The 20605-nt window shown below is 58.9% G+C and carries 16 protein-coding genes; 8 read left to right on the top strand and 8 right to left on the bottom strand.

What is annotated here, in order from left to right:
• Window positions 1-84: 84 nt before the first annotated feature.
• The gene (locus tag AC1D05_RS25325; protein ID WP_477444460.1) at window positions 85-1227 is read left to right on the top strand and encodes a DegT/DnrJ/EryC1/StrS family aminotransferase; all 1143 of its coding nucleotides are present in this window, start codon (window positions 85-87) and stop codon (window positions 1225-1227) included.
• Window positions 1228-1240: 13 nt separating this feature from the next.
• Here the strand turns inward: AC1D05_RS25325 and cysQ are convergent, their stop codons facing one another.
• The 3 genes from cysQ to cysD are packed head-to-tail and all read right to left on the bottom strand — an operon-like array spanning window position 1241 to window position 4888.
• Window positions 1241-2032 carry a 3'(2'),5'-bisphosphate nucleotidase CysQ gene (gene cysQ, locus AC1D05_RS25320; RefSeq protein ID WP_477444549.1) on the bottom strand — a complete coding sequence of 264 codons (792 nt, stop codon included), beginning with the start codon at window positions 2030-2032 and terminating at the stop codon, window positions 1241-1243.
• 10 nt (window positions 2033-2042) lie between these two features.
• Window positions 2043-3980, bottom strand: a complete 1938-nt coding sequence (gene cysN / locus AC1D05_RS25315; protein ID WP_477444459.1) for a sulfate adenylyltransferase subunit CysN — start codon at window positions 3978-3980, stop codon at window positions 2043-2045.
• 2 nt (window positions 3981-3982) lie between these two features.
• Window positions 3983-4888, bottom strand: coding sequence for a sulfate adenylyltransferase subunit CysD (cysD, locus tag AC1D05_RS25310; RefSeq protein ID WP_477444458.1), 906 nt, complete (start codon window positions 4886-4888; stop codon window positions 3983-3985).
• A 591-nt stretch (window positions 4889-5479) separates the two neighbouring features.
• Between cysD and AC1D05_RS25305 the strand changes: the two genes are divergently transcribed.
• Together AC1D05_RS25305 and AC1D05_RS25300 are read left to right on the top strand one after the other, a co-directional pair.
• Window positions 5480-6649: an O-antigen ligase family protein gene (locus AC1D05_RS25305; RefSeq protein ID WP_477444457.1), complete on the top strand. Its 1170-nt coding sequence runs from the start codon at window positions 5480-5482 to the stop codon at window positions 6647-6649.
• 74 nt (window positions 6650-6723) lie between these two features.
• Window positions 6724-7677 carry an NAD-dependent epimerase/dehydratase family protein gene (locus AC1D05_RS25300; RefSeq protein ID WP_477444456.1) on the top strand — a complete coding sequence of 318 codons (954 nt, stop codon included), beginning with the start codon at window positions 6724-6726 and terminating at the stop codon, window positions 7675-7677.
• On the opposite strand, the gene AC1D05_RS25295 is transcribed toward AC1D05_RS25300, so the two are convergent.
• From AC1D05_RS25295 to AC1D05_RS25285, 3 genes are all read right to left on the bottom strand, one after another.
• Window positions 7656-8210, bottom strand: coding sequence for a sugar transferase (locus tag AC1D05_RS25295; protein WP_477444455.1), 555 nt, complete (start codon window positions 8208-8210; stop codon window positions 7656-7658). The genes AC1D05_RS25300 and AC1D05_RS25295 overlap by 22 nt on opposite strands.
• Before the next feature lie 150 nt (window positions 8211-8360).
• Window positions 8361-10349 (bottom strand): SDR family NAD(P)-dependent oxidoreductase, encoded by a 1989-nt coding sequence (locus AC1D05_RS25290; protein WP_477444454.1) that lies wholly within the window; start codon window positions 10347-10349, stop codon window positions 8361-8363.
• Between the two features lie 220 nt (window positions 10350-10569).
• Entirely contained in the window at window positions 10570-11976 is a 1407-nt protein-coding gene (locus AC1D05_RS25285) for a glycosyltransferase family 4 protein (protein WP_477444453.1), read from the bottom strand.
• A 401-nt stretch (window positions 11977-12377) separates the two neighbouring features.
• Between AC1D05_RS25285 and AC1D05_RS25280 the strand changes: the two genes are divergently transcribed.
• From AC1D05_RS25280 to AC1D05_RS25265, 4 genes are all read left to right on the top strand, one after another.
• The gene (locus tag AC1D05_RS25280) at window positions 12378-13406 is read left to right on the top strand and encodes an FkbM family methyltransferase (RefSeq protein WP_477444452.1); all 1029 of its coding nucleotides are present in this window, start codon (window positions 12378-12380) and stop codon (window positions 13404-13406) included.
• Window positions 13318-15579, top strand: a complete 2262-nt coding sequence (locus tag AC1D05_RS25275; protein WP_477444451.1) for a glycosyltransferase — start codon at window positions 13318-13320, stop codon at window positions 15577-15579. The genes AC1D05_RS25280 and AC1D05_RS25275 overlap by 89 nt, the downstream gene beginning before the upstream one ends.
• Window positions 15579-16511 carry a GDP-L-fucose synthase family protein gene (locus AC1D05_RS25270; protein WP_477444450.1) on the top strand — a complete coding sequence of 311 codons (933 nt, stop codon included), beginning with the start codon at window positions 15579-15581 and terminating at the stop codon, window positions 16509-16511. Before AC1D05_RS25275 ends, AC1D05_RS25270 begins: the two co-directional genes overlap by 1 nt.
• Window positions 16512-16606: 95 nt before the next feature.
• A complete protein-coding gene (locus AC1D05_RS25265) occupies window positions 16607-17362 on the top strand; it encodes a hypothetical protein (protein WP_477444449.1) in 756 nt (251 codons plus the stop codon).
• 179 nt (window positions 17363-17541) lie between these two features.
• Here AC1D05_RS25265 and AC1D05_RS25260 read toward each other — a convergent pair whose 3' ends face one another.
• Window positions 17542-18282, bottom strand: a complete 741-nt coding sequence (locus AC1D05_RS25260) for an ABC transporter ATP-binding protein (protein WP_477444448.1) — start codon at window positions 18280-18282, stop codon at window positions 17542-17544.
• Between the two features lie 9 nt (window positions 18283-18291).
• Window positions 18292-19101 (bottom strand): ABC transporter permease, encoded by an 810-nt coding sequence (locus AC1D05_RS25255; protein WP_477444447.1) that lies wholly within the window; start codon window positions 19099-19101, stop codon window positions 18292-18294.
• Window positions 19102-19486: 385 nt separating this feature from the next.
• Between AC1D05_RS25255 and AC1D05_RS25250 the strand changes: the two genes are divergently transcribed.
• On the top strand, window positions 19487-20605 hold the full coding sequence (locus AC1D05_RS25250) for a glycosyltransferase family 4 protein (protein WP_477444446.1): 1119 nt from the start codon (window positions 19487-19489) through the stop codon (window positions 20603-20605).

Genomic DNA, 20605 nt, shown 5'->3' with positions numbered 1-20605 from the left:
CCGGCTTTCTCGGCAGGCGCAACTCTGATACCAGCGGGCCGTTATTGGGCTAAACCGCCTGGTTAGAACCGTTTTGAGGCCGACATGCAGTTCATTGATCTTGGCGCGCAGCGCGAACGCATCCGCGACCGGCTGAAGGCCGCGATCGACCGTGTCGTCGAAGAAGGGCGCTATATCCTCGGCCCGCAGGTCACTGAATTCGAGAACAAGCTCGCCGCCTATATCGGCACCAAGCATGTCGTGGCCTGCGCCAACGGCACCGATGCGCTGCTGCTGCCGCTGTTTGCCGCCGGCATCGGCCCGGGCGACGCGGTGTTCGTGCCGAGCTTCACTTTCGCCGCCACCGCCGAAGTGGTGGCGCTGGCCAAGGCCGAACCTGTCTTCGTCGATGTCGATCCGGTGACATACAACATCGACATCGCCAGCCTCGAGGCGGCCATCGCCATGATCAAGAAGGAAGGCCGGCTGAAGCCGAAGGCGATCATCCCGGTCGACCTGTTCGGCCTTGCCGCCGACTACGATGCCATCATGGCCATCGCCGACCGCGAAGGGCTGCTGGTGATCGAGGACGCCGCGCAATCGATGGGCGGGTCGCTTGACGGCAAGATGTGCGGCGCCTTCGGCCATGTCGGCTCGACCAGCTTCTATCCGGCCAAGCCGCTCGGCTGCTATGGCGACGGCGGCGCGATGTTCACCAATGATGACGCGATGGCCGACAAGCTGCGTTCCTTCGCCTTCCACGGCAAGGGCGAGACGCAATATGACAATGTCCGCGTCGGCATCAATTCACGGCTCGATACGATCCAGGCGGCGATCCTGATCGAAAAGCTCGCCATTCTCGAAGACGAGATGGTTGCACGCCAGGTGGTGGCAAACCGCTATGCGGAGGGGCTTGGCGATATCGTCACGGCTGCCCGCAACCTCGACGGCAGCCGTTCGGCCTGGGCGCAGTACGCGATCGAGACGCCCAAGCGCGACGGTCTGAAGGCGCATCTGGGCGAAAAGGGCATTCCGTCCGTCATCTACTACGTCAAGCCGCTGCATGCCCAGGTCGCCTATCGCGACTACCCGCGCACGCCGACCGGTCTTGCCGTCTCGGAGGAGCTGCCGAAGCGCATCCTGTGCCTGCCGATGCACCCCTATCTCAGCGAAGCCGACCAGGACCGGATCATCGAGACGATCCGCAACTATATCGGCTCGAACTCGGCGCAGGCCGCAGCCGAGTAATCGGTAGCCGGTCTCAGACGGGGCTCGCCCCTGCCCTGCCGCTGGCGATGAAATGCGGATTGGCGAAATCCTCGTCATCGGCCTGGTCGCGTTTGCCGTAGGCCAAAGGCTTGCCGTCCAGCGTGCGTGTCGTGCCGCCCGCCGCGCGCAGCACCGCGTCGCCCGCTGCCGTGTCCCATTCCATGGTGCGGCCGAAGCGTGGATAGACATCCGCCTCGGCGCTGGCCAGAAGACAAAATTTCAACGACGATCCGACCGAGACGATCTCGGCGGCGCCGAGGTCACGAATATAGGCTTCGGTTTCCGGCGTGTTGTGGGAGCGGCTGGCGACGACGGCCAGCGGCACTGCTGCCGTTCTCACTGAAATCGGCCTGCGCGCGACGATCTGGTAGTCGCCGTCGATTTCGAGGCTCTCCGCCCTGCCCGGCCGACCGGAAAAGAAGCGCCCGGTGCAAGGTGCGAAGACGACGCCGACTTCCGGCACGCCATGGCGGACAAGCGCGATGTTGACGGTGAAGTCGGTGCGACGATTGACGAATTCCTTAGTGCCGTCGAGCGGGTCGATGAGGAAGAAAGCGTCGCCCAGATCGGTCGGCATGATTCCGGCCGCGGCTTCCTCTTCGGCCACGCAGGGAATGTCGGGAAATGCGGCGCGCAGCCCGGCAAGGATGATCTTCTCGCTCTCGCGGTCCGCTTCGGTCACCGGCGAGGAGTCCGATTTGCGGTCGACCGCACAGCCGGCGTGGAACACGCGCATGACCTCGCGTCCGGCGGCCAGGGCCAGTTGCTCGAAGATGTCGAGCATCGACCTGTCGTCAGATACCGCCGCCATTGTCATATTGGTCTTCGGCAATGTCACGCTCGTTCAGCCAGTGTTCCAGGGCATCTACCATCTCTTCCGCCGATTTGCCGAGCGTCTTCAGATGGATTTCCGGTTTTTCCGGCGCTTCGTAAGGAGAATCGACACCGGTGAAGTTCTTGATCTCGCCATTCAGCGCGCGGGCATAGAGGCCCTTCGGATCCCGCCTGGCGCACTCCTCGAAGGGCGTGTCGACAAACACCTCGATGAACTCACCATCGGCCATCAACTCGCGCGCCATGCGCCGCTCGGCGCTGAACGGCGAAATGAACGACACAATGACGATCAACCCGGCATCGGCCATCAGCTTGGCCACTTCGGCCACCCGGCGGATGTTCTCGACGCGGTCGGCATCGGTGAAGCCGAGATCGCGGTTGAGCCCGTGACGGACATTGTCGCCGTCCAGGATATAGGTGTGCCGTCCGGTGGCGTACAGCTTCTTCTCGAACAAATTGGCGATGGTCGACTTGCCGGAGCCCGAAAGCCCGGTGAACCAGAACACGGCGGGCCGCTGGTTCTTCATGTCGGCGCGCACGCGCTTGCCGACATCGAGCGATTGCCAGTGGATGTTTTCGGCACGACGCAGCGAGTGCACGATCATGCCGGCGCCAACCGTGGCATTGCTGATGCGATCGATCAGGATGAAGGCGCCGGTGGTGCGGTTCTCGGCGAAGGGATCGAAGGCGATCGGCGTCCGCGTCGAGATGTTGCAGATGCCGACTTCATTCATTTCAAGCGACTTGGCCGCTTCATGGGCGAAGTCGTTGACGTTGATGCGGTATTTCAGGTCGGTGACGGTGGCGCTGGTCTGGTCGGTTTCGGTGCGCAGGATGTAGGAACGGCCGGGCAGCAGCGCATGCTCGTCGAACCAGACGATGTTGGCGGCGAACTGGTCGGCAACCTGCGGCCTGGCGGCCGGCGAGACCAGCATGTTGCCTCTGGAAACCTCGACCTCATCGTCGAGAACGAGCGTGATGGCCTGGCCGGCCACCGCCTGTTTGAGATCGCCGCCATAAGCGACAATGCGTTTGACATGGGAGGACTTGCCGGATTTGGCGACGACGACCTCGTCGCCTTGCGCGATGGCGCCGGACGCGATCGTGCCGGCAAAACCGCGGAAATCGAGATTGGGACGGTTGACGTATTGCACCGGAAAACGGAACGGCTGCTCGACGGCGGCCTCTTCGACCGAAACGGTCTCGAGGTGCTCGATCAGCGTCGGGCCGGAATACCATTTCATGTTTTCGGAACGGCCGCTGACGTTGTCACCGTAGCGAGCCGACATCGGGATCGGCACGATGCTCTGGAAGCCGAGATCGCGCGAGAATTGTCGGTAGTCCTCGACGATCCGATCAAAAACCGCCCGATCGAAATCGACGAGATCGATCTTGTTGACGGCCAGCACGATGTGGCGGATGCCGAGCAGCGAGGCGATGATCGAATGACGCCTTGTCTGGCGCAGCACCCCTTGCCGCGCATCGATCAGCACGATCGCCAGATCGGCGGTCGAGGCGCCGGTTGCCATGTTGCGCGTATACTGCTCGTGGCCCGGCGTGTCGGCGACGATGAACTTGCGCTTCGGCGTGGCGAAGAAGCGATAGGCGACGTCGATGGTGATACCTTGCTCGCGCTCGGCTTCGAGGCCGTCGACCAGCAGCGCGAAGTCGATGTCGTCGCCGGTGGTGCCGTGCTTGCGCGAATCGCGCTCGAGCGCGGCAAGCTGGTCTTCGAAAATCTGCTTGGTGTCGGACAACAAGCGTCCGATCAGCGTCGACTTGCCGTCATCGACCGAACCGCAGGTCAGGAAGCGCAGCAGCGACTTCTTCTCCTGCGCCGCGAGATAGTCGCGGACGCCGTCGGTGGGGGTGAGGCTCTTTGCCATGATGTGGCGCATGGTCAGAAATACCCCTCGCGCTTCTTCTTTTCCATCGAGCCTGCCTCATCCCGGTCGATCAGGCGACCCTGGCGCTCGGAGGTGCGCGCGGTCAGCATCTCGCCGACGATGGCTTCGAGCGTGTCGGCATCGGATTCGATCGCGCCGGTGAGCGGATAGCAGCCCAAAGTGCGGAACCGCACCAGCCGGTTCTCGACTGTCTCGCCGGGGCGCAGTTTCATGCGATCGTCGTCCTTGAGGATCAGCATCCCGTCGCGTTCCACCACCGGTCGCTCCTTGGCTAAATAGAGCGGCACGATCGGGATGTTCTCCTGCAGGATGTACTGCCAGATATCGAGTTCGGTCCAGTTCGACAGCGGGAAGACGCGGATCGATTCGCCCGATGCGATGCGGGTGTTGAAGATCTTCCACATTTCGGGGCGCTGGTTCTTCGGATCCCAGACATGCTGGGCATTGCGGAACGAGAATATGCGCTCCTTGGCGCGCGACTTCTCCTCGTCACGACGGGCGCCGCCAAAGGCGGCATCGAAACCGTATTTGTCGAGCGCCTGACGCAGCGCCACGGTCTTCATCACATGGGTGTGGGTGTTGGAGCCGTGGTCGAACGGATTGATGTTGTCGCGCACGCCGTCTTCGTTGACATGAACCAAAAGGTCGAACCCAAGCTTTTGCGCCATCTGATCGCGAAAAGCGATCATTTCGCGGAACTTCCAGGTGGTGTCGACGTGAAGGAACGGGAATGGCGGCTTGGCGGGATAGAACGCCTTCATTGCCAGATGCATCAGCACGGATGAATCCTTGCCGACCGAATAGAGCATGACCGGCTTGGAGAAGGCGGCCGCAACCTCGCGGAATATGTGGATGGATTCGGCTTCAAGCCGCTGCAGATGCGTAAGCGCTATGGTCATAGACTGTGAGCGTTCTCTCGTGCCTTGCGCCAGAAGACCTTGCGTCAAATCATCGAGCTTTTTGCGCCCGGTTCGAGTTTCGCTTCTGGACAAAGTGTTTCGTGCGGGCGTTCTAGCAGATCGGTGCACGGCAGAACAATGCAAGACAAGCCCGGCAGCGGCCAGTTCGGGAATGAATTTTCCATGCTTTCGCCAGATCCCGGAAATTTCTGTTCGCAAGGCCTCCAACCGGGAAAAGGCAGGAAAAATATTGCTCGGGAGACCATGGCGGCAAATGCTCCCGGAGCCCTTTCTCCATCGACAGGCGCCGGCCGCCGATTTTCGGTGACAACAAGCCCCGGCGCACTATCGAAAAGACGGCCCAGCCGCTATACAGGCCTCCGGAAGCGGGCAAGATGCGTCATCAGGCATGGGCAATTCGAGGCGAGCACATTCGGTTCGGCTGAACAGGATGTGCCGCACAAAGCCACTCGAGAATAGCGAGCCCGAAACTTGAACCGGCTTTCGTCTGCAAGACAGCAACTCACGCCTTCGCGGATCAATATCTACTTCTCCACTCTTTGCTTCTTTTTTCCACCGGTTCTGGGCTCGGTGGTCAGCTTCGTGTTCAATGGCGGCGGCCTGTGGTCCGTCCTGCTGATCGCCTTCAAGAAGAGGCGCTTCAACACCGACCGGGCGATGATGGCGCTGACGATCGCGATCTATGCCTATTGCGCGGCCAATCTCGTGGCCTCCATTGTCAACAACACGCTCGTCCAGGATGCGCCGCGCCTTATTCCGCTCGTAACCTTCCTGTTTTTTCCCGTCTCCTATTCGACCTGGAGCATCTCGCGGAAGACCACGCTCGTTCGCATCATCGTGCTCAGCAGCTTGGCGGCCTGTTTCGTCGCACTGCTGCTGGCCGTTGCGCAGCAATATTGGGTGGGGATGAGGGCCAAGGGCGGGGCGGGCAATGCGATCGTGTTCGCGGAGGTCCTGTGCCTTGCCGTGATGGTCTGTGTGGCCGGCGCCTTGTCGGGCATCGAGAGACACAGGATTTCCCTCCTTTGCGCAGCGCTTGGCGGAACGATCGCCATCATCTACTCCGAGACGCGCATCGTCTGGCTAGCCCTGCTGATTGCCGGCATCGCCGTTCTGTTGATCAACCAGCGCAGGCTGAGAGGCAGGAATGCCGTTCGGCTGCTCTTGCTGCTGGCGGCGGTCGGCGTCGTGGTCGCTGCTGTCGGCTTCCAGACGATATCCGGGCGTATCGAATTTCTGCGCGCCGACTGGAATGCGCTTGGGGCACAGGGCCACTACGACACCTCGTTGGGATTCCGTGTTGCCCTTTGGGAGATAGGCCTCAAGGCGTTCCGTGAGACCCCATTGTTTGGACATGGTGTGGGTGCCACCCAGTTCTTGATAAGACAAGGCTTCCGCGATCAGTTCGGGATGGATGCCGGCTTCAACCATTTCCACAACGGCTTCCTGACCGCCCTGGTGCAGGCAGGGCTCCTGGGCGCGGTGACGCTGGCGGCGATCTTTGTCGTTGCCGCCACAAATGCCACCATGGTCCTGCGAAACAGCACCGATCCGATCGAGCGTTTTGGCGCTACGATGATTGTCATCGTGGTGATCACCTATCTCACATCAGGGATGACGGGCATCCTGGTTGGTCACGACATTCTGGATTCGGTACTGATGGTCTTCCTGGTGTCGGGAACCTATCTTGCCTGCGGACGTCAGGCTCCGTTGCCGCAACATCAGGCGTTCCGCCAGTGACGGAAGAAGTCCTTCCGCCAGAAATGAAAGATCAGGCGCTTCCTTCCACCCAATAACCGTTCAGGGCAAAGGTCATGAAAGTCCTGGTCACAGGCGCGACAGGCTTCATCGGCCGCCAGGTGGTGCATCGGCTTCGTCAGGCGGGCGCGGAGCTTCGTCTCGCGTCCCGCTACCCTGAGAGGCTGGATCCGCGACATGACACCATGCAGATGCCCGGTTTCGATGCGCCGGCGGCTGCCTTCCTGGGGCTTACCAGGGATGTTACGGATGTCGTCCATTGCGCGGCCCTGAACAATGACGCAGGCAATGCCACCGAAGCCGATTTTCAGGCGGCCAACACGGAATTGAGTGCACGGCTGGCGCAAGCCGCCGCCGAACAGGCAAGCGGACGCTTCATCCATCTCTCCTCGATCCGGGCCGTGATCGGCGCGCGCGTCAGCGCAACGATCGACGCGGACACGATACCCCATCCGCAATGCGCCTATGGGCGCTCGAAGCGCGAAGCAGAGATCGGGGTGCTGGACGCCTATGCGTCGCATGGCCGTTCCGACGCCACCGTATTGCGGCTGCCACCGGTCTACGGAACCGGCATGAAGGGAAACCTGGCGACGCTGATGCGACTGGCCGATACGGGGCTGCCGCTGCCGTCAGGTGCGTTGACAGGAACCCGCTCGCTGCTGTCATCGCAATCGGCGGCCGGCGCGGTGTGGCATCTGCTGACCCATTCGGAACCGCTGCGCCCGATCTATGTTGCCAGCGATGTGCCGCCGGTTTCGGTCGCAGCCATTGTCGGCGCCTTTCGCAACGGTTTTGGACGGCCGACGCGCCTAATGGCCGTGCCGGCCGGTCCGTTACGGACAGCTGCGGTCCTGCTGGGTAAGCGTATGTCCTGGGACAGCATGACGGCGACACAGATATGCCACCCTTCCCTGCTCGTATCCGAAGGCTGGCTTCCGGAAATCGCCACGCTGGAGCGGCTGGCCGAGATAGCGCGGCTCGGAAACGCTCAATCGCCTCCTTTGCGATAGAGCGTTGCAAACAGGATGCGTAGGTCGAGCCAGAACGACGCCGTCCTGAGATAGGCGGCATCCGTTTCGGCCAGAAGCTGCGGGTTCGACATGTCGATGCCCCTGATCTGGGCCATGCCGGTAATGCCGGGAAGTGCCGCCAGGACGCCCAGCCGCCTGCGACGCTCGATCAGTTCCGTCTGTGTCGGCAGGCAAGGGCGCGGCCCCACCAGGCTCATCTCGCCCCGCAGGACGTTCCAGAATTGTGGCAGTTCATCGAGCTTGAACTTCCGCAAGGTCCTTCCGACCGCGGTCACGGCATTCGCCGGCGCTTCATGCGAGGGCAAGGACGGCGTTCCCTGGACCATCGTCCGCAACTTGTGGCAGCGAAACAACACGCCATCGCGACCGACCCGCGTTTGCGAAAAGATCACCGGACCGGGCGACGATGCCCGCACCGCAAGCGCGCAGAGCAATAGAACAGGCAACGTCACCAGCAACAGCAGGGTTGTCGCGACGAGATCGAAGGCTCGCTTCAGTCCCTTCACGGCCATCCCCCCGATCACGAGAGCAATTCCAGGAAAAGTGTGAACCGGTTTTCCCGGGAAAAGCGCGCAGCGCTTTCCCTTGGGAATTGCTCTGACAACACCGCGGGGTCGATATCCAGGCAAGATCTCGTCATTCAACCGTCAGCTGCAACGTATCTAACCTGCCTGCCCGACTGTTCTCGAGCCCGTTTCCTGCCGCGTGTCGGGCCCTGGCGTCTCCGGCCGATGGAGTTCCGCCAGCACCGCAAGGGCGGAAGCCTTGTCCTGGTTCTTCATTGCCGCCTGCAGCGCAGCCAGCGCGGCCTGAACCGCCGGCCACGCCACGACATCGGTCCTGAGGCCGAAGATCTTGGCGATGTCGAGCGTGACGATCTCTTCATTGGCGCCCTGCAGCGTCTCATGCAGCTTCTCACCGGGCCTGATGCCGGTGAAGCGGATCGGGATATCGGCATAGGGCGTCTTGCCGGCCATGCGGATCATGGTTTCCGCGACTTCGAGAATCGGCACGGGTTTGCCCATGTCCAGCATGTAGATGGCATAATCGTCTTTGCCTTCACGCGACTGCGCGTCGGCGGCCGCCATGATGACCAGGTCGACAGCTTCCGCCACCGTCATGAAATAACGCGTCATGCGTCGATCGGTAATCGTGACCGGACCGCCGGCTTCGATCTGTGCCTGGAAGATGGTCGCCACCGAACCGTTGGAGCCAAACACGTTGCCGAACCGCACGGCTATGAACTTGGTGCCGGAACGGCGCCCGTCCGGCGCGACTGCGTGGCTTTCGTGCAGGGAACTGACGAGTTGCTCGGCCGCTCTCTTTGTGATGCCAAGCACCGAGGTCGGATCCACGGCCTTGTCGCTCGAGATGAGCAGGAACTGCGGAACGCCACATTTGGCGGCAACCTCAGCGCAGACAAGCGTGCCGAAAACATTGGTCTGAATGGCCGATTCCCAATTCTCCTCGAGCAGCGGAACGTGCTTGAGCGCCGCGGCATGAAAGATGATATCCGGTTTGAATTCGGTGACGACACGCGTCATCTGACGCCGGTCCGCGACATCGACAATGCGGACCTTGAGGCGATCGTGGTCCTTCTCGTCGACATACTGGCTCAACTGGAAGATGCCGAACTCGGAATTGTCGGCGACCAGCACCGCCCCTGCCCCCAGTTCCAGCGACCGCTTGACCAGTGTGCGGCCGATAGACCCGGCGCCTCCCGTCACAAGGACGCGCCTGCCGCCGACAAAGGCACCAATGCGTTCGATATCGGACGGCACCGTCGGACGGCGCAGGATCGTTTCCATCTCGACTTCGTCGAGAACGATCTTTCCCTCCTGCCCCAGTTGCGAAAGCCGCGAAAACTGTACGACGGCTATGCCGCCATGGCGGGCGACACGCACAAGCTCGGAATATTCCTCGATCTCATGCTCGACGCCGCTGCCGAAAATAAGCAGTTCGATGCTCTTGGTGCCGGCGGCGTAGTCCTCCAGGACATCGATCAGCCGCGGCCGGGACGCCACCACGGGAACACCTTGAATCCGTGTACCCAACGGTGCACCGCGCTCGGTCGCCATGATGCCGGCGATGGAATAGTCGGCCGGCTCTGCCGTGCGTGTGAAGCGAATGATCAGATCGGCCTCGCCAAGCCGACCGACGAACAGCGCCCGCTTGGCCTGCGCCTTGTTGGTCTTGTCTGTGAGTATGCCCCAGCTCGCGCCGTCGCGAAGGAATCGATAGAACAGCCGTGGCGCCGATATGATGGTGAAGGAAACGAGGAAGAAGACGATGAATTGGCGCTCGTTGAGACCAGCCACGGGCTGGAAGAAACGAGACATCAGCGAGACGCCGTAAAGCACGATCGTCAGAATCGCACAGCTCTTCAGAATGTTGAAAAAGTCCGGTGTCGAGGCAAAGCGCCAGATCGTGGTGTAGAGGCCACAATATCTGAACAGCAGGTGGCTGATGAGAACGATCCCCGCCCAGGTGACGAAGCCTTCGTAGGAGAAGGCATCGAACGAAAGATTTGACCTGGAGAGGACGAGACTAAGCGCCACCGCAATCAGGACCATGGCCATATCCTGGACCATGATGATGGCGCGCCGCATATTCGGCCGACTTCCGGATACGGCTTTTACATAGGAAGTCATTGGCCAGTACTATACTCCAGGCAGAGGACTTGAACATTACAGCCTCGCGCGATCGAATGACATCCCTCATCGATCGCTCGTTCCGTAGCTCTGTCCTCAGCCCCCGCTGCAATCATCGCATAGCGTGGAGTTGCGGCCATCGCCAGAGTTTTTTTGATTTCCGGTTGGGCGAAGAAGATCAGCCATGCCGGTTCGTGTCGCTGGTGCATCATTGGCTGCATCAAGACCTGAACAGCTCAAACAATCCGTGCTTGAAGTTATCATACGCGAACTTCCGGGACGAAAGCTCTCGGGCGCCTTCCTGCCGGCGCACGGCGGCGGAGCGATCCGCGAGGATCGACATAACCTGGTCCGCGAATCCCTCGCAGTCGCCGACATCGACCAAATCCAGGGAAGCAGATGCCTCCTCCAACTCCAAAGTAATGAGAGGAATATTCGTTGCAACCACTGGCACGCCCAAGTGCAGCGCCTCGGTTATCTGAGTTGGGAAATTGCCTTCCATTTCAGATGTAAACAGCAGACACAACGCGTTCTTGTACAAATACCCGAGTTCCGCGTCCGTCAGCTCCGAAAGCGAAATCAGATGCTCGCCTGCACCGGCCGCCGACTTGCCTGTCAAAGGCGAGGTCAAAATCCCAATGAGTTGATCCTTGCTTCCCGCCGCCTTCAGCCGCTCGTTTACGATCGCCACGGTCTTGGCGAAATCCGGGAGCCTCTTCGAGGGCCGATTCCTGGTAGGATAAAATACGTAGTGCTTCGGCAGCGCTCCAAGCCGATCAAGAGTTTCTGCGCTGCTTGAACCGTCATTCAGGAACGGCAACGGAATGTGGACGATATTTTCCGGGCGCGCGGCCAGTTCAGTCTTGGGTAGATAGGAAGCAGTGAACGCCGAGTTCGTCAAAATGCGGCTAGCCTTGGCGACCATCTTTTTGCCGATCAGGGCAGATTGCGGGGTGGCGCCCATCGCTGCAGAGCCCTTGTAGAAATGAGGCATGTAGTCTGGAAGATACAGAACGATGTTTTTGTTTTTCAAATGAAATAGTTCAGGATAAGTATAGTAGTGCGAGATCAGAACGTGACCTATTTCTTTGTTAGAGTTTATAATATTAACGTACTCGGCACGCGGTATAGTACTATTGACAAAGACAATACTTCTTACCCACATCTCCACCCGGCGGGCGATCTTGAAGGCTGCTGCCGCTGCCGTTGACGCCAATGCACGCGGTATGTGCTTCAAATCTCCTACTCGGTAGACTCGCTTGAGGTCGTCTATATTTTCATAAAACGGCCTCGTTGACGCGATGCTACGACGGCGACCTATCGACTTCATGAACTCGCTACCGCCTGCAATTTCTTCGTCGATCACCATGACCTTCAAATCAAGCCCGGCAGCAGGCCGAAGGAAGCCAAGGATACGGCCGACATCTTCTCTGCGGCTCGTGACGATGATCTTGAAGCCCAGCTCGACCAAGGCACGGATGATTTGGCGGATGACGCGGGCGATCCCCTCCGCGCAATGGTATTCTCCATTCCGGTGAACGATAGAGGGCCCATAGCCGTGGAAGGCGACCAAGACGGTCTCAGTGGCAGGCGCTTCCATGTTCCCCGTTGATGTCTCCTTGATCATTTATTTTCCAGCCTAGGGAGGCTGTCAGGTATTGCAGCGCTGTATCGATTGTCAAATGTGGTTCTTGTAATTTAGGAGCCATGGATGCGCAGCAGCCAAGAACTATGCGCCCACGGAAAACCTAGAGGAGGGCTGCTTTAGCGGCGTCGAGGCTCGTGAGGGATCAAGCCCTTGCGAGAGTTGGGGCGCCATTCCACAACTGCCTAATATGAGAAGCCTATTGGACGAGGCAAGGCTAAGGTGGCATCTATTGACCGGCTCCTACCTGCACACTAGTAGTGCCGAACAGCGAGCTCTGCGCGCACCTTTCCAGCTTGAAAGTGTCATTTAGCTTGAAGGGCAGCGGGTCATTGCTTACGAGGTTAATGCGCCCTTTGGCGGGGGTGTTTAGGTGGGAGTCCATGACTGAACCAGATTTCGAACCTGCCGACACCACAGAACCTCTGCTCCAATCAAAAACGTTCGTCTCCTACGCTCAAAACTTTGAAGATGTGATGCTGTATCGCGCGCTGCGCGAGGTGGAGCGCGGCTACTACATTGATGTCGGTGCATGCGAACCAGAATTGGATTCGGTAACCTGCGCTTTCTATCGCCGAGGCTGGCGTGGCATTAACCTGGAACCAGCGCCTGACGCGTTTGAGCGACTGTCAACGGCCCGCCCCGATGACACCAACCTCAATGTAGCTGCAGGGGACCAGAACGGGACGACTTCCTTTTTCCTGATAGGCGGCGGCAACGGCCTTTCCACCGCGATCCCGGCCCACGCAGAGAAGTTGCGCCAGCAGGGCTGGCCCAACACCGAAATCCAAGTGCCAGTCCGCACGCTCGCGTCGATCTTCAAGGCGCACGTCAGTGGCACGATACACTTTCTAAAGATCGACGCGGAGGGAAGCGAGCGTGCGGTATTGTCTGGCGCGGACTTGCACCAGTTTCGCCCCTGGATCATTCTAGTGGAGGCGACCGCGCCGAACTCGCGAATACCCACTCACCAGGACTGGGAAGATTTGCTGCTCGATGCAGGTTACCACTTCGTTTGGTTCGACGGGTTGAACCGGTTCTACGTGTCGGACGAAAAGATTGAGTTGCAGGCCGCATTCCAGGTGCAACCGAACGTGTTCGATGGCTTTGTTCGATACTCCGACTCGAAAGCATATGCACAGCTTACGGAGACACGAATCAGCCTCGCCGACGCTATCCGGCGCGAGCAACAAACCAGCAAAAAAGCTGAGCGTCTTGTCGAAGAGCGCGATGCCTGGATGCAGGAGCTGTTTGAGGCGAACCGATATGCCGCACACATGGTACAGGCGCGCCAGACCTTGTTAGATGAGGTGGCGCAATTGAATGTTCGCATTGCAGCAATGTACGCAAGCACCTCGTGGAAATTCTCACGGCCGATCCGAGCTGTCGGCAAGCTTTGGCGTCGGTCGTAACCTTATGGTCCAGTTCTCAAATGAGAATGCAGAAATCGCAGTTGTCGGCCGCTGCACCTTCGAGTCGAGTATTGGCACTTTGACTTTTGCCGCGTGCGAGATGCTTGCCCGCAGCTTCCCGGTCTGCGTAATTCCCACCGAGCCCCATCTCCGAGGACGGGACTCGATTGCGCTGCCGAATGGGAGGGTAATACCGGTCTGCCGCGAACCGTCTCGTATCAAGGTCTCATTCTTTTGCGATGTGCTCTGGAATGGCGTTGGCGACTACAACTACTCGCTCGCTCCAGCGAACAGCCTTAAGTATACGTGGTTTGTCTATGATTCCGATCGGCTTCCACCGCGTTGGACGCAACTGCTAAATGAGCACTTCGACTTGGTGGTGGCGACGAGCCCCCACCTAGTCGACGTCGCTCATGTATCCGGTGTGGAAACACCAATTGCATGTATGCCTATTCCTCTCTACCTTGAGCCTCTCTTAGCAGAGGCATTGCCAAGGAGAGACCGCAGCCGGGTTCGGTTCGGCTCGGTGGCTGCATTTCACCCACGTAAGGGTGTGCTGACTTTAGTCGAGGCATTTCAGAAATTGTACGCGGCCCGGCCGGATGTGGAGTTGGTGTTGCACTCCAACCTGGCATTCGGTGACACTTATAACGAGGTGCTTCGATGGGCCGCAGCTGCGCCTAACATCCATATCACTTTCGGTAATTTGTCAGAGGCAGAGAAGAATCGGCTGATCCGGTCGTTCGACGTATTTGTAAATTGCTCCCGAGGCGAGGGTTATTCAATCGGGGCGCGAGAGGCTTTAGCCTATGGCAAGTCGCTGGTGCTGTCGGACGTTGGTGGCCACAAGGACTTGGCTGGGCGGCCAGGCGTGATTATGATTCCAGCCGACATCTCAGTTCCTGCTCGCTACCCAGAGATAGACAACGGCGTCTTCGGTCAGCAATTCGCGGTCCGCACGGAGGCTGTCGTAGCGGCGCTGGAGCAGGCGCTTACATATGCGCAGTCAGATGACTACGACAGCACAGTGTACGCTCGCCGTGTTGGCGCGAGGGATTTCAGCCACGGGGCCCTCGCTGCCCCTTTTGCCGCTCTGGTCAACCCGGATATCCCGTTGTTCCGCCCAGGGTTGATGCCGCCAAACGTTAACCTTCCCAGTGAGTTCAACAAGAAGGTGCAAAAGAGGCTGGGCAGGCGATCAAGTGAGTTGTCCACTGCACGCCATCAAGTTTGCGCCGCGTATGATGGAGGATTCTTCTCGATATTCAACGCCTTCATGAGCCACTTGGTTTGGGCGCAGCAGGAGGAACGTTGTCATGCAGTCTATCCCGATTGGGACGTCGAGCGTATGGTTGCCCGGCTGGGCGATCATCGCGTGATGAGCTTCTGTTATGGTCAGCCCGGCGACGGGAACCTATGGCTAAAGCTATTCGAGCCCTTGTTCGGCGCTACTGACGCTGAGATGGACGACCCGGCGTTCCTTTACTGCCATGCAAGCGAGCCCGCGTTCCGCCACAATGAGCAACGCGAGCCATTGATGACGCATATAAATGCCTACAGGTTATATAAGACTAGGGATTTCGGGGCATGGCGGCGGCAGTATCACCGAGTGTTCAAGCAGCATGTACATCTACGGGAGCCCTTGCTGACTGAGGTGAATGAATTCTCGAACCGACACGTGAGTCGCCCATTCGTAGTCGCTGCTCATATCCGACATCCTAGCCATACCGTAGAACAGCCGGGTGGAGCGATCGCTCACGAGACAGCCTATATTGCGGGCGTATACGATGCCGTCCGCGCCCGCGGGCTTGATGTCTCCGGGCCAGATTGGGGCGTATTCTTAGCTACCGACCAAGAGCGTGTAGTACAGCGTTTCCAGGCTGAGTTTGGGGCGCGCCTGGCTTTCTACAATGATGTGCGGCGCACCAAAGAGTCTGAAGACGCGGCCTTCAATGCGTTGTCTGGAGACCTGCAGAATCAGGAGGGCCATCAGTTGCAGCACCTCGTTGCTGCAGATCGCACTAATTGGTCGTCGCGGATGGCCTGGGAGGTTGTACGCGATGCCTATACCATGGCCCGGTGTCACGCTCTGCTTCACGTGGTCAGTAATGTGTCGACTGCGGTGGCTTATATCAATCCCGAAGTGGAAATGATTTTTTGCGAACCTCTATAATGACAGAAGACAGGACTATATTGATAACCGGTTCTAGCGGAGTAATTGGCACCGCACTCGTCGCTGAACTCAAGGCAGCCAGCGATCAGCCGGTAGTTGCTTTATGCAGCCGCGATGTCGATCTTACAGATTTTCCTGCCACCTTGGCACTTTTTCGGCGGCACCGCCCATCAATTGTCTATCATTTGGCCGCCCGCGTTTCAGGCATTATGGGGAACCTGCGCGCGCAAGGTCAGGCTTACCTGGATAACGTCCTTATCAACACCAATACGGTCGAAGCAGCGCGCCTAGCTGGTGCGCGCAAGGTAGTGGCCATGGGCTCGGCCGCCATCTACTCTGACCAGATATCGCTACCTATGCGCGAGGAGGACATCTGGCAAGGCGCTCCCCATTCATCAGAGGCTGGGTACGCACACGCAAAGCGTGGAATGCTAGCGCAACTTCAGTCATACCAAGACCAATACGGGCTCGATTATGCCTATTGCGTGTCGACAAATCTGTTCGGCCCGAACGATCGGTTCGATGAGCAGCACGGCCACGTCCTGCCGTCTTTAATTTCCAAATTCTACCGCGCAGTGCAGGAAGGTCGTGCCGCCACCGTCTGGGGAAGTGGTACGCCGCAGCGAGACTTCCTTTACTCGAAGGACGCAGCGCGGGCGATTCGCATGATTGGTGAAGGATTTACCGGTCCGATAAATCTGGCTGGCGGCCGCACCATTTCCATACGGGAGACAGCGGAACTAATTCGTCATATCGCTGGCCACTCGATGGAAATAGTCTGGGACCGTAGCAAGCCTGACGGACAGCGGTTGCGTGAGTACGACGTATCGAAGCTTCGCGCGCTCGGCTTCCAAACGGCCTTCGGCCTGGAAGCCGCACTAATGGAAACGTATCGCTGGTATGCTGAGAATGCAGCCGCGGCCCGACGTTGAATCGGTCGGGCGAGTGATAAAGGGGGGGGATCGACGTGGCCGGAGGCGCTCCAATTCATATCGTTAGCGTCTCGATGCCTCGTTCCGGGCACCACATGCTGGTCGCCATCTTTACGGAACTGCTCGGAGATAAGTTTAAGTATTGCGAATATTATCTCCAGTCGCCGTGTTGCAAATCAATCCCCTGTAAGCGCGTCGGCACTTACGGTGGCGCTAGTGTTTTTATGCAGAAATCACACGACATGGAATTTGATGACGTCTCAGACACCCCGGGCTGTCATCAACTTATTCAATATCGCCAGCCAATTCCCAGGTTGCTTTCCGACTATAATGCTTGGTTCCACACTGGAGGTTGTAACAGTGGTTACAATTTTAAAGACTTTATGGCTGACAGGGCTGTCTACAGCATCCGTTTTCATCGAAAATGGTTTTCAAAAAGCTCGAACTCTCGGTTTTTCTTGCAGTATGAACGCCTCTGCGCAGACCCGGCAAGAGCAGTTGATGATTTTCTGCGATTTATTAATATTTCCATTGCCATCGGGCGGATAGAGGAAGCTGTTTCGAGGTGCATTGAATTCAATGGAAATGACTTATACGGCGGAATTAAAATACCATTTAATCTATCCTCAATTGAATCTCATGAGAAATTTGACAGATACTGGTTCGGTTTGCTCGAAAAATTTGTTATTTTTGGATGCGAAGGATATAGACCGACCCGACAGTATGCCACTGGAGAATTGAGCCCGCTGCAATCGTTGCTTTTTCGTGATGTTTCGAATGCGGCGAAGTCTGAAGACTGGGATGAAGTTCGGGGGTTGGCAAATGCGCTGTTGGTGGAAGGTGTGAGGTAGATATGCGCCCGCCTCAGGTGCGCCAACGCAAATTCGAATCTTAACGGTCGATCGGCTCACGTGCATTCTCGGCCGAGGGGCTGTCGCGTAGATCTTGTTCGGCTGGAATCCGTAGCCCGCTGCCCCAGATCCTCCCTTCCAGCAGTTCTCGGGCGGGTACGAATCCGTCTTCAAAAATCTTAGCCAAAATAGGCTGGCAGAACCTCATTGGGGGGACCGTCCATCCGCACACGACCATGTTCCATCCACAGGATGCGGTTACAATTCTTTTGAAGCAGCTCACGCGAGTGGCTGGCAAGCACAAGTATCTTGGTTGTCTCCACGATCTCGCGCAGCCGCCTGTCGGCCTTTTGCTTGAAGTCCTCGTCGCCGGTCGAAAGCCATTCGTCCATGACCAGTATTTCCGGCCGGATCGCCGTGGATGTCGAGAACGCCAAGCGAAGCTGCATGCCCGACGAGTAGGTCCGGAACGGCATGTCAAGAAAATCACCCAGTCCGGTGAACTCGGCGATCCCATCGAATTGCTCGCGCAATTCGTTCGGCCGCATGCCCATCATCGCAGCGCGCAGCCTGATGTTTTCGCGGCCCGTTGCTTCCGGGTCGATACCCAGGGAGATGTTGATAAGGGATACGCATTCGCCGTGGATCACCGCCGATCCGCTCGTCGGTCTGTAAATGCCCGACAGCACCCGCAGCAGCGTCGTCTTGCCCGAACCATTGTGGCCAACGAGGCCGATCCGGTCCCCCTCGTTCACGGCAAAGCTCACATCCTCCAGTCCGCGCACGATGACATGGCCATCAACCCGACGGTCGATCGCGCCTCCCGTGGCGACGCTCAGCACCCTGTTCTTGAGAGAGCGGCTTGCCGCGTTGAAGACCGGAAATTCGACCGAGACACCGGTCAGTATGATTGAGACCATGGGAATGTTTCAAAGCCAATACGGAATGCGATAACGATAACGGCCGAACAGCAACAGGGCGACCGTCCAGCCGACGATCACAAACACGATGCACGCCATCCAGCTCGTCGCGGATGGAAGCTCGCCCAGCAGCGGGTCGCGCACGACGCTGATGAGGTGGTAGAAGGGATTGAGGTCCAGCAACAGCCGCGAAATGCCCTCGGGCAGCGTTCGTGCCATCCACATCACCGGGGTCAGGTACATGATGACCTGCAGGAGGTTCTGCATGACCTGCGTCATGTCGCGATAGCGGGCGCATAAGACACCCAGGATCAGCATGATCCAGAGCAAATTGAGCGACAAAATGACAAAGCCCGGCAGCGCCAGGAAAACGTGCCATGTCGGCATGCGCCAGAAGACCAGGAGAACGAGAGGATAGATGAGGATGTTGTGGCCGAGAATGATGGCGTTGCGGTAGAGCGTACGCAGCACGTGCGTGAACAATGGCATGCGCACCTGAAGGATGATGCCTTCGGCACCGATAAAGGTGGTGCACCCCTCGTTGATCGACGACGAAATGTACCCCCAGAAGATCAAGCTGACGCAGATGTAGGGCAGAAACTCCTGCATCGGCGCACGGAAGAGCGTGCCGAAGACGAGCCCGAGCGCGCCGATCAGGACGCCCATGTTGATGGTCAGCCAAAACGCTCCGACCCGCGAGCGCCGGTAGCGCTGGGCCACGTCCTGCCAGCTGAAAGTTGTCGCCAGGTGGTGTTTCTTCAGCGAGGCTCTTATGTCGGCGAAAGCCTCTGCGAGGACGCCTGTCTCAGTCGGCAGCATATGTCGAGATATCCCGATCGTGTGTTCTGCCCAGGCCCGGCGGTGTGCGACAGGTTCGATACATTATTGCCTCAAGGACATCAAGTTGATGAGGCGTCTTTGCCAAACTCATCGAGCAAAGCACGAGCCACAACAAAATCTCACGGCGCAGGCCTTCTAATGAGATCCGTTGGGACTACGAACGGCCGCCGCATCGTCTCATCATGTCGGCACTATTCCCGGCTCACGAGCACGCGCTCGTCGCAGGCGATGTTGCAATGGAGTTCGACTCTGCTATGCGGAAGGAAGCGCCGGGCTCATGAAAAGTCGGGATCAACGCCCAAACCTGATATCGCGGCGAAATGCTTGCCGCCGCCGCATACAGTTCAGTGTACCCAGATCGTAGATGAAAATCGGAATCGACGCACGCAACCTTGTGCCTGGCCTCACGGGTATCGGAAGATACGTCGTCGAGATGACGCGGGCGCTCGCCGCGGCCGGACACCGGCCAATTCTCTATCTGCCGGAGCCGCCGGCCAACGCACTTGGCGAGTTGGTTGGAGCCGACATGCGCGTCGCGGCTTTTCCAGGCGCCGTCGCTCGCATGATCTGGTCGCAAACGGCGATGCCACGTGCCGCGGTCAACGACGCGGTCGATGTCTTTTGGGGGCCGGCGCACCGGCTTCCCTTGCGTCTGCCAGCGCCGATGCCGCGCGTGGTCACGATTCACGACCTGGTTTGGGTCCATGCGCCTGAAACCATGCGTTGGCAGACATGGGGCGCGGAGCGCGCCTTTGTCGGCTCAGCAGTGCGCCGGGCTGATGCAATTGTCGTGGACTCCAATTCAACGAAGGGGGCGCTCCGTGAGCGGTACCCTGGGGTGGAAGCTCCAGTGACAACGATCTACCCCGGTTACACCCGCCTCGTGCCGGGCGACATTGCGGCCGTGCGCACGCGTTTTGGAATTGACCGGCCCTATCTGCTGTTTGTGGGGACCCTTGAGCCACGCAAGAACCTCATTCGCCTTTTGGAAGCCTGGGCCAACCTCGGCCCGGAGGTCCGTTCCGGACATCTGCTGGTTATCGCTGGTGGGCAGGGTTGGCACCTTGGCGATCTGCGATCTCGCCTGGCGGATCTCGGCATTTCCGACCAAGTGCGGCTCACCGGGTACCTGGACGACTCCGATCTGGCGTCGCTCTATGCTGGAGCTCGAGCCCTTACGATGCCGTCGCTCTATGAAGGGTTCGGCTTGCCCATTCTGGAAGCAAACGGTTTTGGGGTGCCGGTTCTGACCTCCAACGTCTCTTCAATGCCCGAAGTTGCCGGCGAAGGCTCTCTGCTGGTCGATCCGCTGTCAATCAGCGATCTTACCGCGAAACTGCATCAACTGCTTACCGACGATCGCGACCTTGCACGACGTGCCGCGGCCGCCAAGGCCAATGCGGCGCGTTTCGACTGGCATCTCAGCGCAAAGCGTTTGATCGAGGTTTTCGACCAGGCCATTGCCAAGCGGAAAATCCGCTGA

The sequence above is a fragment of the Mesorhizobium sp. P2_E9 genome (genome assembly GCF_056403815.1).
This window is presented reverse-complemented; position numbering and strand designations above follow the sequence as displayed.

Excerpts from the sequence above, each read along its gene's own strand:
- AC1D05_RS25280 (WP_477444452.1), top strand. The coding sequence starts at position 12,378 with ATGACTGAACCAGATTTCGAACCTGCCGACACCACAGAACCTCTGCTC.
- AC1D05_RS25290 (WP_477444454.1), bottom strand. The coding sequence starts at position 10,349 with ATGACTTCCTATGTAAAAGCCGTATCCGGAAGTCGGCCGAATATGCGG.
- cysN (WP_477444459.1), bottom strand. The coding sequence starts at position 3,980 with ATGCGCCACATCATGGCAAAGAGCCTCACCCCCACCGACGGCGTCCGC.
- AC1D05_RS25270 (WP_477444450.1), top strand. The coding sequence starts at position 15,579 with ATGACAGAAGACAGGACTATATTGATAACCGGTTCTAGCGGAGTAATT.
- AC1D05_RS25325 (WP_477444460.1), top strand. The coding sequence starts at position 85 with ATGCAGTTCATTGATCTTGGCGCGCAGCGCGAACGCATCCGCGACCGG.
- AC1D05_RS25250 (WP_477444446.1), top strand. The coding sequence starts at position 19,487 with ATGAAAATCGGAATCGACGCACGCAACCTTGTGCCTGGCCTCACGGGT.
- AC1D05_RS25255 (WP_477444447.1), bottom strand. The coding sequence starts at position 19,101 with ATGCTGCCGACTGAGACAGGCGTCCTCGCAGAGGCTTTCGCCGACATA.
- AC1D05_RS25295 (WP_477444455.1), bottom strand. The coding sequence starts at position 8,210 with ATGGCCGTGAAGGGACTGAAGCGAGCCTTCGATCTCGTCGCGACAACC.
- AC1D05_RS25285 (WP_477444453.1), bottom strand. The coding sequence starts at position 11,976 with ATGATCAAGGAGACATCAACGGGGAACATGGAAGCGCCTGCCACTGAG.
- AC1D05_RS25265 (WP_477444449.1), top strand. The coding sequence starts at position 16,607 with ATGCTGGTCGCCATCTTTACGGAACTGCTCGGAGATAAGTTTAAGTAT.
- AC1D05_RS25300 (WP_477444456.1), top strand. The coding sequence starts at position 6,724 with ATGAAAGTCCTGGTCACAGGCGCGACAGGCTTCATCGGCCGCCAGGTG.
- cysQ (WP_477444549.1), bottom strand. The coding sequence starts at position 2,032 with ATGCTCGACATCTTCGAGCAACTGGCCCTGGCCGCCGGACGCGAGGTC.
- cysD (WP_477444458.1), bottom strand. The coding sequence starts at position 4,888 with ATGACCATAGCGCTTACGCATCTGCAGCGGCTTGAAGCCGAATCCATC.
- AC1D05_RS25260 (WP_477444448.1), bottom strand. The coding sequence starts at position 18,282 with ATGGTCTCAATCATACTGACCGGTGTCTCGGTCGAATTTCCGGTCTTC.
- AC1D05_RS25275 (WP_477444451.1), top strand. The coding sequence starts at position 13,318 with ATGTTCGCATTGCAGCAATGTACGCAAGCACCTCGTGGAAATTCTCAC.